The 15,665-nt window shown below is 50.0% G+C and carries 10 protein-coding genes; 6 read left to right on the top strand and 4 right to left on the bottom strand.

Going from position 1 to position 15,665, the window contains the following annotated elements; translation table 11 throughout:
- Positions 1-16 precede the first annotated feature (16 nt).
- Together Mal48_RS19630 and Mal48_RS19635 are read left to right on the top strand one after the other, a co-directional pair.
- A complete protein-coding gene (locus Mal48_RS19630; RefSeq protein ID WP_197441849.1) occupies positions 17-2,824 on the top strand; it encodes an EF-hand domain-containing protein in 2,808 nt (935 codons plus the stop codon).
- Positions 2,811-4,730, top strand: a complete 1,920-nt coding sequence (locus tag Mal48_RS19635) for an SUMF1/EgtB/PvdO family nonheme iron enzyme (protein ID WP_145203694.1) — start codon at positions 2,811-2,813, stop codon at positions 4,728-4,730. The genes Mal48_RS19630 and Mal48_RS19635 overlap by 14 nt, the downstream gene beginning before the upstream one ends.
- On the opposite strand, the gene Mal48_RS19640 is transcribed toward Mal48_RS19635, so the two are convergent.
- A complete protein-coding gene (locus Mal48_RS19640; protein WP_145203698.1) occupies positions 4,720-5,472 on the bottom strand; it encodes a hypothetical protein in 753 nt (250 codons plus the stop codon). The genes Mal48_RS19635 and Mal48_RS19640 overlap by 11 nt on opposite strands.
- Positions 5,473-6,088: 616 nt before the next feature.
- Here Mal48_RS19640 and Mal48_RS19645 point away from each other — a divergent pair.
- Positions 6,089-6,289, top strand: coding sequence for a hypothetical protein (locus Mal48_RS19645; RefSeq protein WP_145203701.1), 201 nt, complete (start codon positions 6,089-6,091; stop codon positions 6,287-6,289).
- 71 nt (positions 6,290-6,360) lie between these two features.
- On the opposite strand, the gene Mal48_RS19650 is transcribed toward Mal48_RS19645, so the two are convergent.
- From Mal48_RS19650 to Mal48_RS19660, 3 genes are all read right to left on the bottom strand, one after another.
- Positions 6,361-7,392 carry a ThiF family adenylyltransferase gene (locus Mal48_RS19650; RefSeq protein ID WP_145203704.1) on the bottom strand — a complete coding sequence of 344 codons (1,032 nt, stop codon included), beginning with the start codon at positions 7,390-7,392 and terminating at the stop codon, positions 6,361-6,363.
- A 217-nt stretch (positions 7,393-7,609) separates the two neighbouring features.
- A complete protein-coding gene (locus Mal48_RS19655; protein ID WP_145203707.1) occupies positions 7,610-9,997 on the bottom strand; it encodes a parallel beta-helix domain-containing protein in 2,388 nt (795 codons plus the stop codon).
- 231 nt (positions 9,998-10,228) lie between these two features.
- A complete protein-coding gene (locus Mal48_RS19660) occupies positions 10,229-11,686 on the bottom strand; it encodes an aldehyde dehydrogenase (RefSeq protein ID WP_145203710.1) in 1,458 nt (485 codons plus the stop codon).
- A 914-nt stretch (positions 11,687-12,600) separates the two neighbouring features.
- Here Mal48_RS19660 and Mal48_RS19665 point away from each other — a divergent pair.
- The 3 genes from Mal48_RS19665 (at position 12,601) to rsgA (ending at position 15,552) form a co-directional block, all read left to right on the top strand.
- Positions 12,601-13,053 carry a MarR family winged helix-turn-helix transcriptional regulator gene (locus Mal48_RS19665; protein ID WP_197441850.1) on the top strand — a complete coding sequence of 151 codons (453 nt, stop codon included), beginning with the start codon at positions 12,601-12,603 and terminating at the stop codon, positions 13,051-13,053.
- 658 nt (positions 13,054-13,711) lie between these two features.
- Positions 13,712-14,182, top strand: coding sequence for an FHA domain-containing protein (locus Mal48_RS19670; RefSeq protein ID WP_145203717.1), 471 nt, complete (start codon positions 13,712-13,714; stop codon positions 14,180-14,182).
- Between the two features lie 194 nt (positions 14,183-14,376).
- On the top strand, positions 14,377-15,552 hold the full coding sequence (gene rsgA, locus Mal48_RS19675; protein WP_145203720.1) for a ribosome small subunit-dependent GTPase A: 1,176 nt from the start codon (positions 14,377-14,379) through the stop codon (positions 15,550-15,552).
- Positions 15,553-15,665: the final 113 nt, after the last annotated feature.

Raw genomic sequence — 15,665 nt, forward strand, 5'->3', positions numbered from 1 at the left:
ACATTTGGTCCTGATAATGTCCCCTTGCGCACTCAGAATATTCCATCGATGCTCTGCTCAAAAGATCTTCTCTCTACTGATCATCCTCTTATCCCCAGTGGTCTGTCATTCGCAAACAACTGAACTACAAACCATCTTTTCGAAACTCGACAAAAACTCTGATGGAAAACTCAGCCTCGTGGAAGCGATTGGTTTGAAACCTGAAGGCCGAAAGAGAGGAGACTTCTACACTTCCGACCTCGATGAAAACGGGACACTCTCGCCGGACGAATATGAACTTTTCCACAACATCGGAAATCTCAAAAAACGCTCATCGATCCCCGACCCGATTCAAGAGCATTTTGAGAAGACTGTTCAGCATGTCTTGGCTTCAACGCAGAAGCAACGCGATGAAAACTCCAGCATCCAGATCGAACTGTGGGAAACGACGTTTGCAAAGAACTGGTGGGGGCCGCTCTATAAAGAGTTCGACAAGGATGAGTCGGGCAGGCTCACGGAAGAAGAAATACGCCATGGATTCTCAGTCGCTTTCGGAATCCATGATCACGATGGAATCCCATTACGTTTCGAAAACGGAACGCGTTTCGACTGGCGGCATCACTTCGTCACCGGTGACGCAAACGCTGATGGAAAACTCGACAAAGAGGAGTTCAAGAAGCTCATCCGAGCATACCAGCCGGAATTAAAAGAGCGATCCCTGGCGAGTGACGTCAACGGCGATGGCATCTACTCATGTGAAGAACTTCTCGCAGTTCCCTTTCATTCTCGTGACCCTCTGGCGGTCTTTCGCAAGCTGGATACAACAGAAGATGGAGCACTCGACCAAGCTGAAATCGCCACACTGCCGGCATGGCAACAAGGTTATATCCCGTGGGTGCTACAAGCGTTTGACATCAACCAAAATCAGAAATTGTCACTCACGGAGTTCCTGAGATCCCCCCTCGCAATTCCGTATCTGGATTGGTCACAACCAATGACAGACCTCAATCACGATGGAGTTCTGACTCTCGATGAATTCCATCCCGGTCGAGACTGGCAATTCCTCGGCATCTCCGCGATCTACTTCAGCCTTCTTGATGCAAACAATGATCAACGTCTCAACTTAAGTGAATTTCGATTCAAGGTCGAACCCGAGAATGTTCACTTTGAGGACTTCTTCGACTTCCTCGATGCGAACGCGAATGACGAAATTTCCTTCGCCGAATTCTTCCCCGCTGACAGCACAAAAGAATCCTCCGGACCGATATTCGTCAGCCACCAACATCTGTTTGAACGAGCGGATCGAAATGGGAGCGGCACGCTCTCCAGAGAGGAATTCGACTCGACTCCCCAACTGTTTCAGGCTTATCACTTAGAGCGTCAACTGCGATCAACATACATTGTGAAGTTCCAAAAACTCGACATCAACAAAGACGCTCAACTCAGCTTTGAAGAGATCTCACAAAACTCGCAGCCCAAGCATCTCGAAGCACTTCGATATGCGTTCAATCTTTTCGACGCCAATGCGGATGGGGTCCATGACTTCAATGAATTCATGTGCTACGAGGGTCGGTCGAACTCAGCCATTCGTGGCCCCATTGAAGATCCTGTCACAAATTTGATTCAATCGATCCTCCTGAATGTTCTCCCGTCGGAAGCTGACCCTGTCACCTACGAGCATGCCCGAAAAGAACTCGCGAAGCGAATCCCCAATATGCCGGTCGACAAGATCGATTTATGGGACCGAAACAGCGATCAGAAACTGAGTCTCACCGAGCTTCGCATTGGTCTCGAAGATCACTTCGGAGTCTGGCATCCCAGTGGATTACAACTGAGAAAACCTAACGGGACGCTGTTCGCATATCGTTCGTTCCAGCAATTCGACACGAACTCTGACCAACAACTTTCGGAAGCCGAGTTAAAAAAGGGATCCGGAAAAAGCAAAGCGGAGAACCACAAACTCTTCGCGAGCCTGGACCGCAACGGAAATGGAATGATCGAACTCTTAGAACTCGATAACGGGCCGTTCTTCTGGGCCGACCTTGTCTCGCTGTTCCAAAAGTATGACCAGAATCAAGATCTTAAAATCAGCGAAGCCGAGTTCAAAGCCGCTTCAAAAGCATGGGAGCAACCGCTCGTGAAACGGACCCTCAAGGCGTTTGATCAAGACAACGACCAGCGAATTTCGTTTTTAGAATTTCGCTCGACCCCTTTTGCGAATCTGGCAGCCACTTGGGTTGAAGCGAAAGACCTCGACTTCGATGGGCGTCTCTCCCGAAAAGAATTTTCATCGGCATTCCCAAATGTTGCTCAGGGTGAAGCCAGCTGGATGTTCTCGAATTTCGATCTCGACGACGATCGGTTTCTCAACAGACAGGAGTATCCACTTTTGCTGGACACTCGCAAAATTCCTGCTGAAATCGTATTTGAAATTCTGGATCAGAATCAGGACCAACAGCTCACAATCGAAGAAGCTGCCGGAGAACGACCTCAAGACCAGCAGGCATTGGCTCGCTACGATTCGAAAATCATGCGAATTGAAGATGCCTGGAGACATGCTGACAATGACGGCAACAAAACTCTTTCATTGCCGGAGTTCGTTCAGCATCAAGAGAATCTCCTCGCTGCCATTCACGGAAAAAAACTGCCGCAGTCCAGCCTGCACACTCCGAGCCCTCCCCAAATTCCTCCAACAGTTTCAGACGTGATCGTCCCCGAACAGATCAATAAAACCGACTGGCGCATTGTCGGGCTCATTGGATTCAACATTCTAATTCTCTTCGCCATCATTTTCGTAATGATTCGACCGAAGTCAGCCTTCCAGCGAGGGAATGATGAGGATTAACTCACGTAAACGAATCGATTCCCTCCGCAGAGGGATCACGCTCACAGAGATTCTGGTGCTGCTGATTATTGTCTCGGGACTTGCTTCCATAGCAATTCCCGTCCTCTCTCGCCTCAGAGAATCGGCTCGACAAACTCAATGCCAGGCGAATTTAAAGCAACTGACTACAGCTCTCCACAATTATCATGATGTTCATCGTTCACTTCCACCGGCAGCCCTTTGGTCGACAGCTGCGACAACCTCGTTGCTACTCCATGAGTCCAAACAGGTCGACGTCATCTCGATGCAGAACTGGGTTCAACTCATCCTTCCCCACGCGGGATACGAGCAACTCGCCCAGACGTTTCACAACGAGAAGCCAATCGGCAGCCCGGCCAATCAGGTTGCCCGAACAACTTCGGTCCCCCTGATGACTTGTCCGGTCGACGACTTCCATCGCGCGGACAATTACTACTCGCTCCAATCCGGTCACTCGACGCAACCACCGCTGTTGTTTGCGAGAGGGAACTATGGAATCAACGGAGGTTCTCACAACTATCAAACCGAAGCCCCTTCAACTGCCAAGCCGATCGGAGATGGAGCGATCTGCACCATCGACCCTGAAACACGGTCCTATCGCATGGAAGGAAACGGAATCGCTGGAATAAACGCCAGCTTCAATTTCGACGAATTCAAGAACGGAACGGGGACTCTCATTGCTCTGGAAGAACTGCGAGCTGGAATCGATCCCCTCGATCCGCGTGGAGTTTGGTCGCTGGGACAAATCGGCGGAAGCATCACCTGGGGGCATGGAGTCGGCAGTGACAATTACGCACCGAACCACAACTGGGTGAGAGCAGACGACATTCTCGGCTGCCAATCACTTCATGAGACTTTGGGAACGGAGAGACTCACCGCACTGGGGATGCCGTGCGTCGATTACGTCGACCGGAATCAGCAGGCAACTTCCCGCAGCCGGCATCCGGGAGGAGTCTATGTCTCCTTTATCGATGGAAGCGTCCGTTTCCTGAGCAATGACATCGACCCGGGGCTCTGGCATGTCATGCACTCACGTGAAACACCCCCCGAAGTCTTTGAAGCTCTGCCACTACACCAACCGGAGAACAGCCAATCTCCCGCACAAGAGACCAACACTTCGCAGCAGGTTCTGAGGCCGTTCACGAATTCAGTCGGAATGCGGTTCGTTGTGATCCCCGCAGGTGAGTTCCAGATGGGGCTCCCTGATTTCGGAAATGGTCCCGCCCCTCAAGAAGTCCCGGCTCATCCAGTGAAAATCCCGAACAGCTTCTGGATGGGACAATGCGAAGTCACCAACGAACAGTTTTCAAAAGTGATGCTGCCAACAGACAAAGACCTCTTATCGAGACAGCATGAAGCGACTAGCGTAACAACAGAAAATTCTTTGCAATTGCCGGTGACAAATATCACATGGAATGAAGCTGTCGCTTTTTGCCAAAAGTTGACAGAAACAGAACAGGCGCTCGGTCACCAACGAAGATATCGATTGCCGACAGAAGCGGAATGGGAATACTGCTCTCGCGAAGGCAACAGCGTTCCGTACCGATGGGCTCCTAATCGTCAGCAGGGTGATGTTTCTGGAGAATCCGCCGGAATCCTTCCTGCGTTGCCAATTTCACCAGTCGGATCGTTTCCAGAAAACCGATTCGGCCTGCACGATATGCGCGGCAATGCTTGGGAATGGACAGCCGACTGGTACGCCCGCGACTACTACAGTCGATCTCCAGAACTGAATCCTCAAGGCCCACCGACCGGATACCTCAAGGTTGTCCGTGGAAGTGATTGGCGTTTTGTTGGCGAACCATGCCACATCGACTACCCGATGCTTCCCCCCTGGAAATCAAATCCAGTGGTCGGATTTCGAGTTGTTTGCGAACCTATTCGTTAAATTTCTTCGCCCGCTCTTTCAATCGAGCTTTGAAGTCGGCGATCGTGCCAGCGGGATCGTCATCAAAGGCCTGCTTGCAACCGGAGCAACAAACATAGTAGGTCTCACCTTCGAAGGTCACCGCGGTTTGAGCGGTTCCACCGGTCACAACACATTCGCGTTTTCCGCCACCAGGAATAGCTAACCTTGTCCCGGCACGTGTGTATCCCACCTCTGCGATGCGGAAGAACGACGCCCCGCCAGCAGACGTTTTCTCATGCAATACAAGCGACCGTTTTTCATTCAGCGGAGTGATGGTAATTCTGTACCGGACTCCCTCATCGTCGGCTGGAGATGTCAGCGAAAGTCTTTTGTCGTCCCAGTCACCGGTGTAGACTTTTGATTGCTGTTTCGAATCAACCAGCTCCAGCCGATACTTATCGTTTTCATCCCAGGTGATGAGTCCACTTTCTGTCAATTGACCGTCATTGACGACGTATTTGACAGCTGGAGTTTTCTTGGAGAAGTCCCAGACAAACTCGCCGGTTTGCCTCCACGCGCCACGGGTCGAGCCTCGGCGGACCTGTCCTGTCCCTCGCCATTCCCCAATCAGACCGTTCAGACGCTCAAGAGACTCACGCGCCACGTTGGCCTGTACAGTTTCGTCTGAAAAACTGAAATTCCAGGTCGCTGCCAACATGGCGACGGCACTGAAACAGACGACAGTCCTGAGATTCGATTTCTGCCGTTTCATTTTTTTCATCGATGAGTCCTCAAACATGAATTCAGACCAAATTTCTAATGATGGATCGTGAATACACCAGCTTGTCTCCGGATCGCCTCTTCACTGCGAGGCAAAACCGGTGTGATTAGAGCCGTTTGCTCTGCCGTGTGCCCGTGAAGAACGCGTTCCATCAATAAAATTGCTGTTCGCCACGAGGCAGACCCTGTACACCAATTTGAAAGATGCTCTAACCCAACAGCAGCCACCTGTTGGACTTGAATGAACCAGTCGTAGAACACCGGAAGTCCAAAATCAGACCGAAGGATTCCTTGGCTGACTTCAGATTCTCCCGATTCTAACGGTTTGTTGACTTGCAAGCGAACTCTGATTTTCAAATTTAAAAAGCTTCTCTTGCAACGGGTCTGCATACATCTTGATCATAAAAAATGCCCTCTCCGGAGCGTTTTCAATATCTGAACGTCATGGAATTTTTAGACTTGGTCCTGAAACTTGATTTGGACTGGTTCTCAATTTGCTCTGACAGGGCTCCCTGCAGCATTCGCTTCAGGAGCTGAAAACAATTCCTTCATCACTGATCGGTGAGGCAGAAAGAATTGCATTCACAACCGAAGATGAAGGATAAGAAGGACAAACAATGGCACTACGAAACAACGGAACAACGATCGACTCAACTGTCGGCTACATGCTGTTCGGAATGTTGGTGATTATCTTTGTCGCACTCACAATCTTCGGGATGAAACGAATTGAGGCGACCGCAGAACAGGTCAAGCAAGATCATCAAAACGCGAAAGTCGTCGATGAAGAAATCATTGACATCAACGGGGATGCCCAATAGCAGCGCACAGTCTGCAATAGCAACGGGCCAGGAAATCAAGTCGAGAGATGCTCTAAGAGAACGACGAGTGCTCAGTTACCCAGGTAGCGAGCGTATAACTGGCGGGCCTCTGCAAGATCTTCTGTCCCGCTGATAATTGCGCGCCCGTTCTGGAAGATTGTAAACTCGTGGTCGGATTCATTCGGCTTGAAGATCAGTAGAAATGAATTGTTTTTGACTTCACCCGACTGCGAAAGCCTCTTCTCCAGTTCAGGAAATGTGAGCGACATTTTCGCTGGAGGCGAAAGTTGCACAGAGTTCCGTCCACAAAGCACTGTCGACTGTGAACCACTCTCTCCGCTCAACCAAACCCGATCTTTCCCTGAGCAGCAGGGGCACGACTTTGCTTCGTTCAGTTTGGAAACGTCCAGCTTCCTCATCGTCCCATCCCAGACATCGACGATCGTCAGCGACCGTGAAATTAAATCTTTTTGCCCGGTCAGATATTTGATGGCGTCGACAACCTGCAACGACGAAACGACCTGAATTGCAGAGGCCAGCACTCCTGCGGTGTCGCACGTTTCAGCACTTCCCGGGTCAGGAATTTCCGGCATGAGACAACGCAAGCAGGGGGTCTCGCCCGGAATGATTGTCATCACTTGCCCATGACTTCCAACGCATCCTGCATGGACCCAGGGCGTCCCCGTTTCGACAGAAGCATCGTTGATGAGAAAACGGATCTCGAAATTGTCCGTTCCATCGAGGATTAAGTCGACATCGCTGACGAATCCGAGAATGTTCTCAAACGTGACATCTGCGACATGCGGTTCGATGACGATTTCGCTGTTGATTGCTTCCAGTTTTCTGGTCGCAGCGACCACCTTTGGCAAACGTTGCCGAACATCGTCTTCATCAAAAAGAACTTGACGTTGTAGATTCGAAAGGTCAACGAAATCTCGATCAACGATCCGCACAAACCCGAATCCAGCCCGGACAATCGTTTGCGCAATCACCGACCCGAGAGCACCGCAACCGATCAAGGCGACGCGACTATTGAGTAGCGCTCGCTGACCTGCTTCACCAACTCCATCAAAGAGAATTTGCTTTCGATATCGTTCAATCATGGTCGCAACAATTTGCCGCTTGAGAATTCGTGAATTGAGGGTCTTCGTGGAGTCATAAAAGTGATCGACACAGGCACGAGAAACACAAAGGGATTCGAGTATATCGAATTCGCAAGTTCGAGGGAGACCTGCAAGATTGACTCACTGATTCTGACGATTGTGCTGACAATTTCGCACAGGCGGCGAATTCCCACTCGGTCGTTTTTCGTACGAGTCGTTACTCTCCCGGCTTGGGGGTCTCCAATGGCATCGATTGAATCCACTCGCGAATCAACTCGATCGATTCCGGATGCGAGATGTTCCGCCCCAGGTTGGGCATCCGAACTCCGGGTTCATCGGACTCCATGCGGTAAACTAAAATCGACTTATCCGGCTTGCCAGGAACGATATCATACATCCGCCCGCCTGAACCGCGTCCGGTCGCGGTAGGTGATTTCCAGACTCCGAATTTGGCAGGATCATTCTGAGAGAGACTTAAATCCAAGCCGGATGTTCGTGCGGTCCCAGTGGGGTGATGGCAATGAGCACAATTCACATCCAACCATGCTCGTGCCCGGTCATTCAACGATCCAGTTGATGGATCGTCATAAACTGGCAACCGAGCAATCTGTTCCAGTTCCGGAGCATTCGAAAGTTGACCTGATTGCTTCCAGTGAGCCAACTGGTTCGCTCCGTGACGAAGTCCATGAAATGAACGGTTCATGTTTCTGGCAGTGGGACCAAGCGGGACAAACTTTCCTTTTCGACTATGGCAGGTAATGCACTGATTAGCGTTCGGAATCTGGTATCGATTCGAAACTTTCGTGCCGTCAGCTTGAATCCAACTTACGTCGCGACTTCCGCCGCCCAAAGCAAGAAAGGCATCCGCTTGTTCGTCGTCCCAAATATAAGTGAACCCGTACCAGCCTGAATCCTCGTGAACTTCTATTCGGGTTTCCAGCAGACTTTGTTCTGATTCGGGGTCGCGAAGATCGTGCTGATAAGCAAACGTTTTGGCAATCACAGTTCCTACTGGAAACTCAAAAACTGAATCTGGCTGGTACCGCATCGACTCACCTTCTGGTAATCGAATAAATCGATACTTCTCGGTGTCATCGGTAAACAACGGCGTATTGAGGTCATACAAAATGACTCCGTCGACCGGTTCCTGTGAACGTCCATCTCCCTTGAATAATCCCCATTCGGAAAGTTTCTCAGGGGCATTTCGATACACGGAAACGGCTGGATTCCCGTTTGGTGAGGGAGCAGAAAGTGGCTGAAGCGTTACTTTTGGAATCGCAGGATGCATCCCGGTGTAGGCTGCAATGTCTCGATCAACCTCATACTTCCCAGAGAGAACATCCCTGAGACTGAGCTTGGCAACGTTTGCGTTTGCGAACGTGACCTCTCCGTTGTCAGCCAATTTCAAAGCAAGATTTGCGGGGAGTTTTCCGTCTTCTCCAAGTTTGGTTTCGTTAATAATTCCATCGTAGAAAACTTGAGGAAATGGAACCCCGACGACTGTCGAAAGCAGTTCACCGAAGACTCCAGAAGGTTTCTCTCCTCCGTTCACAATCTTGTTGTGATGTATCGAGATCCCTTCCGGGTACGGGTCGTATTTCGCATCTTTAATTGGTCGCTGAGTGATGTGGAAACTGAAGATCGAGATGCCGGTCGTCTGGTTGTCTGAAATTTCGTTGTCAAAGACTTCAACATGATCGGTCGCCATGATCATCAACCCGGTTCCTGTGGGAACAGTGGCGACCATATTTCCGGGAGGGGCAAAGTTGGGTGTATTGTTCTTGTAGATCTTGTTTTTGAAAACTCGCACGTGACCACCGTTGGTCAACTGAAGCCCCGGCAAATCGAACACCAGAATTCCGCCGGTATTGTTTGTGGCGATGTTCTCATAGACATCTGCTCGCAATGTGTTCTCAATTTCAATTCCAGCGACGTTCATTTCCGCTCGACAGCGACGAACGACAACATCTTCAGACTGCCCCACGTACACACCAGCATCCGAAGCAGCGATGGCGACACAATCCTCAATCAACACATTCCGACATTGAACGGGGTAGATTCCATAAGCCCCATTGTTTGCACTGGGACCATTGGTCCACTCCGTGCGAACACCTCGAAAGATCACTCCGTTTGCACCCAGAACCTTGATCGCATTTCCAACAGTGTTTTCGACAGCCAAGTCTTCAATGACAAACGCATCACCGGTCGCAACGAGTCCTTCGCTGCCAACTTCCTGTCCTTGAAAAGAAAGGATCGTCTTGTCGATCCCTCGACCACGAAGAGTGAGATTATCGCAGGCGACGTCCAACTGGCTATTGATCTGGTACGTCCCCGCCTCAAGTTGAATCACATCACCGGGTACGGCATTGATCAAACAATTTTGCAGGTCGAACTGTGCAGTTTCGCCGGGTGAAATCGTGCAAGTTGAAGGGGCAAGAGGCTGTACTGGCTTGGCATCTTCTGGCTTGGCATCTTCTAGTTGCGCAGCTTCTGGTTGCGCAAAGGTTCCCGACTCCGAAACGAGGAGCCACACTCCAGCAAGACTCACGATGGTGACGAACGTGGTCAGCGATTGAGCCCGAAGACTGACTTGGTTTGAACGCATCTCGCTTACCCTGATCGATAACAAAGAAGAATCATTCATTTCCACGAGAAAAGAGGCGTACTTCTTTCCAGATGCGCAAACAAGCATCGCTCCCAAAGAACCGCCAGCCTGAATTCGTTTTACGAATCGAGAGGATTCACGATTCGCTCCTGTCAGCCGGTCCCCGCATTCAGCTTGAACCGCCCCGCAACTGTACGTGATCCCAAGTTTTACGTAATCCCAAGCTGTAGGTTACCCCAACAATGCCGGCCCCAGCAAACCGGGAAGCTTGAAAACAGAAGGCTGACAGTACAAATCAACGAGTTTCCAGGCGATTTGTTCGGAATGGTTATGAGAAGAAAACCAAACAGGCTTGGGGAAATTACACAGAGGTCCGCGGAAGACCGTCTTTTCAAACTGATCGAGGAAATACAGATTGTGGACGCTGCCGATCCCACTTTGGACATCGTACAGGTCGTTTTCGCAAGATGCCCCCCAAGGTGGAGTCATCAAGGCATAAACTAAACCCGCCCATTGATTAATACAGACACTCCCATAGTTGAGCCGCGAGATGGCGTCTTCAATTTGAGCGGGGTTCTGTTTCTGAAACTGATCTGTCACGGTGATGGAGGCAGCTAGTGTCCCGAAGAGTTCTTCATTGCAGAACACGACAGCCTGATCCAGAAACTGTTCAGGTGTTTCAGCATCGAGTTGAACTTCAACACAAACAGGTGCAAAAGTTTCATCAATGAAGAATTGTGGCATTTCCTCTGGGTGAACATTCTCCAGAATTTTCCAGGGGAGAGTCCCTTCCTCATCTACGATCGCAGGTTCACCTGTGAATCGCTCCAACCGATCCAAAGTTCCCGGATAATAAGGAACTCGACTCGGTATTTTCGCAAGCGTCTCTTTGAGAATTCCGAGGAACTCTTCACGCTGTGCCCAATTCTTCGACGTGACAATCACTCGTGTTGTAATACAGTTGAATGCAGCGTTGTTTGTGAGGGAAGCAGCAAGGTTTCCCGCTTGAAATTGCAGTTCTTTCCGAGAGTATTTGCCCGGGATAATCATCCACGGAGTGACATTCCCGAGTTCGCTCGTAATGTCTTTCTTCAGCGCCGGATCACTTTCTTCCTGCCGCTTTTGTCTCTCCTCAGGTGTGGCGCCCCACACAATTTGATCGTGCGTATGATGCGATCCCGTAATATGAACATGCTGAACATCGCCATGTTCGACAGCGTACTTACCCGCCTCTGCATCACCACAAAAAATTCGCAACCAACCGCGTTCAATCACCGGAGCCAGAATCTTTGAGTACACATCAAATAAATAGTCGTTGACAGGATTCAATTTCAATAAGACGAGATGTCCCTCTTGAAACAACTTGGAGAGAGAGTCGGTAAGTGGAATCGACGCAACATTCCCGGCCCCCAAAACAAGAGAGATCGGGGCTGGCTGTTCCGAAGTACCAAGAAGAGGTTCGAGAAGGTCTCCATGAAGAGACTCCTCGTCAACGCCCGGCTTCATCCAGACCTCTGCGGTGAGCCCCAGGTAGGCAATCGAATCAAAAATCCCATTTGCGGGAAACACCGGAACCTTCAAGCGTCCATCCCGAAGTTTGGAAATTTTCCCGGGGAGTCGTGGCTTCCCATGAGTTTCGATCGCTGTCAACGATTGTAGCAACAGCGTCAAATAACGCGCGGTGCTCATGGGTCCAGAGAGCACCTCCTCACTTCGCTGCGAGGAGGTTGTCAGCGATTTCGCGCGACTGCACAGTTCAATCCACTCCGGAGAATTGATGAGGAGTGCATTACGAATTTCATTGATCGCAGATTTTTTTTCCGCAATAGAAACACGAGAAAATCCCGCAGAGCTTTCCCGTAATGCAGACAAAAAGACATCTATCTCATGGGATTGAGCGTTCTGCAGGTCAACGGCAGACGTAGACAAAGTAGACCTCCTGGAACTCAGTAGCGGGAAGACTTTCGAATTCGTAGAACCGCCACCAAACGAGCTATTGACTTCTTTGGCGCGAATACGAAAGTTCGTTGCAATCACAACGGTGGCTACTACTTAGATAGTAGTCTGCCCACCGAATGGAGGCAAATCGCCGGAACCCTTTTTCACCCTCTTCGTTCCCCTCTCTCAACAACAGCCAACGCGCAAGAGCTCGTCAATACGAAAAGACTGGACGATTCTTATTCGCCACGGTGCAAAAGGTCATTTGACGAAACAGACCGCGACCACCAGTCAGAACCACTTTCTTCGTGGCCTCGACAAACCTCACATCAACAAACTCCACTGAGTCCATTCGTCTAAAATACTGCAGAATCTTCTCATTTTGATCACTCTCGATTCTTTCTGAGATCATATCGATTTACATTTGCGTTTCCCCGACACGACCATCAAGATACCTGCGGAAATGAAGGTCAGGAGTGCAGAAAACTCCTGGAACTGAGCCTGAAGCCTGAAATTGTTCTCTCACACCATGAGAAAAGCAGCGATTCCAAAGGCTTTCGGACTGGTTCTAAATCTTTCAAATCATCGATGATCGGCAGAGTGGGAAAATTCGTAAAGACTCTGTCGAACATCGAGTTCATAAATCATTTCAGTTGGGCGGCCAAGTGAAATCAGACAACCTAGACCATCTTCTGGACTATTGGATTCTACTCGTTGGCAAAGAGTTGGAACGGATCGGCAACATCGCCTTAGAGCCTCTCGGGGTCACGTACAGGCAAGCTCAGGTGATAGGAGCTTTAACCGTCTTTGGCGAGATGTCGCAAACCAAACTCGCAGAGCGAGTTCAAGTGGAACCATCGAGCGTGGTCCGGCTTGTCGATCGAATGGAGCGAGATGGCTGGATCACCCGCCAACCGAGTCTGACAGATCGACGAGTGAAGTTGCTGCAACTGACCGATCAAGTCAAGCCGATCTGGACGGAAGTTGTGAAAGCAGGCATGGTGACCCGAGAACGTGCAGTCAAAGGGATCTCTCAAGCACGACTCAACGAACTGAATAAAACGTTGTCAGACATTTACAACAACTTGGCTGAGGACGACGGATCAGGTTTGCCATAATCACGATTCGTGCAACTTTTCCTGTCCAGTGACTGCACTGCCTGTACGACTGTCTCCGATTTTAAGCCGGGCTCACTCTAGAACAATTTCGTGTTTCTTGTGTCCGTGAAGAGCGATTTTCATCTGATGAATCACTGATTTCCACGCGACTGTTCGCGTACATCTTTTTCAAATCTGCATTCGATCATTTGCAAAGATTTTGATGCCCGCTTGTGGTGCCCGTCAGCCTCACTATTCTCAGTCTTCGAGAAAGCAAACTTAAGGTTCAGGGTCAGTCCTCAAGCATCTTTCGAATTTCTGTTCAGTCTTCTGATGAGTCCTGATGATCCCCCCGATGACTCAATGACTGACTACCAAAGATGCAGCGAGGTGACTGCAGACCAACCGTGAACAGGTTCTTAGTAAGTTTTGTGTCCGTGATGAATGGATTTCGTTGGGAAAGCACTGGACTCCTTGACACGGGACGCGAATATAATTCTGAAAAGAGCTTTCATTGAATATGTTTGACTTCAAAAAACAACGCATGTAGATTGGTAAATAAGGTTTCACCAAGTTCTCAGCACTTCAAAGAGAGTCACGTGTTCAGGTTTCGCTTGAACTCGTGAACACGGGTCTTCAATTCACATAATCGACTGATTTAAAATTTAAGGATACTACTATGTTGGGCGAACTGATTCCCGTTGGCGGCGGGGACAGCATTCCGCTACTTGAACCGAGACTGATGATCGGGCGTCGGAGCAGCTGTGAGATTGTCCTCGCATACCCAAATGTCTCTTCACAACATTGTGAACTGACGTATATCGATGGCTACTGGCAAATTCGTGACATGGGCAGCCGCAACGGCATTAAAGTCAACGGAGAACGTCATGATCAGAAGTGGCTTCACCCCGGAGATGGAATTTCGATTGCCAAACACCACTTCGAAATTTCCTACGAGCCAGTCGGAACCGCTCCTCCTGAAGAAGAGAACCCCTTCGAAATGGGCCTGTTAGAGAAAGCCGGGCTGCAAAAACAGGAAGCAGAACGACGACGAGCGACGCCTCCTCCTGCCTCCGCCAAACCTGTTAAAAAACAATCCTTCAGTGCTGAAGAAGACGAAGCGATGGACTGGCTCATGGGAGAAGACTAGAGCAGTTTGCTCTGCCATGTGCCTGTGCAGAACGTGTCTCATGATTAAAATTGCTGTCTCGACGAAGCAGAACACGAGACCAATACGAATAGCGTTCGTAGCACGGGACCATTGTCCCGTGCAAGCTGCGAATCTGGCGATACCCAAGAGTGTCCCTAAACATATGCACAAAGCCGAAAACAAAGATTGAGCCTGTGGCGAAAAAGAAAAAGAAGAAAAAATCGGCTCGAAAAGTTCGCGTTCAATTTAAAAAGAATCGTCAATCCCGGACTCGTTTTCAGGATCTCACTAAGCAATCTCACGAAAACCAGGAACAGATCGAAGATCTGGAAACCGGTGAACGGCTTTCCGGCAAAGGTCGGCTTTCTCGATACCGAACGGTCATTGCCGATGACGACGGACGAACTGTTGATGAAAGCACTTGTCTGAAAGGACGAGTTCTGCGCTCAATTGGTGCAAACAGCATTTCCGTTCAATTGCAAGACGGTCGAAAACTTATGTGTTCTGTCCGCCAGGTACTCCGGACCATGGCGCGTGATGGCCGAAATGCAGTTGTTGCAGGCGACCATGTTTTACTTACCCCGCTGAGTGAAACAGACGGAGTGATCGAACGAGTCGAGCCCCGCTTCGGAACGCTCACTCGAATCAGTCGTGGCGAAGCACATGTGATCGTGGCGAATGTTGATCAAGCTGTCATTGTCGCCTCAGTCAATGAGCCTGTCCTCAAACCGGGTTTGATCGACCGCTTCCTGTGCAGCACAGAAAAGGGGGACATTCGCGGGATCATTTGCCTCAACAAAATGGACCTTGGAGATCGCGTCCGCCTGCAAAAAATCGCGGGTATTTACTCTCGCCTGGGCTATCAGGTGTTGATGACGAACGCACTGACGGGAGAAGGAATCGACGAGTTGAAACGCCTGCTGCTCGAAAAAGAAACGGTCTTCACCGGTCAGAGTGGAGTCGGAAAATCCTCGTTACTCAATGCAGTTCAGCCGAAACTCGGTCAGCTCACCAGTTCCGTAAGCGGCGATTCACACAAAGGTCGCCACACGACACGCGTCACCGAACTGATTCCGCTCGATGGAGGGGGATGGGTTGTTGACACGCCGGGCATCCGTCAGCTTCAACTTTGGGATGTTCAAACAGAAGAAATAGAAGGGCTGTTTATTGAATTCCGCCCCTTCGTCACTCGCTGTCGATTTCCAAACTGTTCCCACACTCACGAAACCAACTGCGATGTGAAGTCGGCAGTCGAAGCGGGACTCATTGCTCCACTACGATACCAAAGCTTTCTGCGGATGGTCCTCAACGAAAACAAGCACCAGCGCACACCCTCCACTCAACAAGTGAACGAAGACGAGTTCTTCTAAAGCATCTCCAATGCTTCTCTTGTCCGTGAAGTACGTTTTCACAAGCCCATACGCTGATGCCACGAGGCAGTACTGTTAAGACGGATTTTAGATTTGCTCTTGAAGCAGTTTGT

Source organism: Thalassoglobus polymorphus, assembly GCF_007744255.1.
In the GTDB taxonomy this organism is placed as follows: domain Bacteria; phylum Planctomycetota; class Planctomycetia; order Planctomycetales; family Planctomycetaceae; genus Thalassoglobus; species Thalassoglobus polymorphus.

What these genes read in the sequence shown, in the direction of transcription:
- Mal48_RS19635 (WP_145203694.1), top strand. Translation starts at nt 2,811, where the DNA reads ATGATGAGGATTAACTCACGTAAACGAATCGATTCCCTCCGCAGAGGG.
- Mal48_RS19670 (WP_145203717.1), top strand. Translation starts at nt 13,712, where the DNA reads ATGTTGGGCGAACTGATTCCCGTTGGCGGCGGGGACAGCATTCCGCTA.
- Mal48_RS19660 (WP_145203710.1), bottom strand. Translation starts at nt 11,686, where the DNA reads ATGAGCACCGCGCGTTATTTGACGCTGTTGCTACAATCGTTGACAGCG.
- Mal48_RS19645 (WP_145203701.1), top strand. Translation starts at nt 6,089, where the DNA reads ATGGCACTACGAAACAACGGAACAACGATCGACTCAACTGTCGGCTAC.
- Mal48_RS19630 (WP_197441849.1), top strand. Translation starts at nt 17, where the DNA reads ATGTCCCCTTGCGCACTCAGAATATTCCATCGATGCTCTGCTCAAAAG.
- Mal48_RS19655 (WP_145203707.1), bottom strand. Translation starts at nt 9,997, where the DNA reads ATGCGTTCAAACCAAGTCAGTCTTCGGGCTCAATCGCTGACCACGTTC.
- Mal48_RS19650 (WP_145203704.1), bottom strand. Translation starts at nt 7,392, where the DNA reads ATGATTGAACGATATCGAAAGCAAATTCTCTTTGATGGAGTTGGTGAA.
- Mal48_RS19640 (WP_145203698.1), bottom strand. Translation starts at nt 5,472, where the DNA reads ATGAAAAAAATGAAACGGCAGAAATCGAATCTCAGGACTGTCGTCTGT.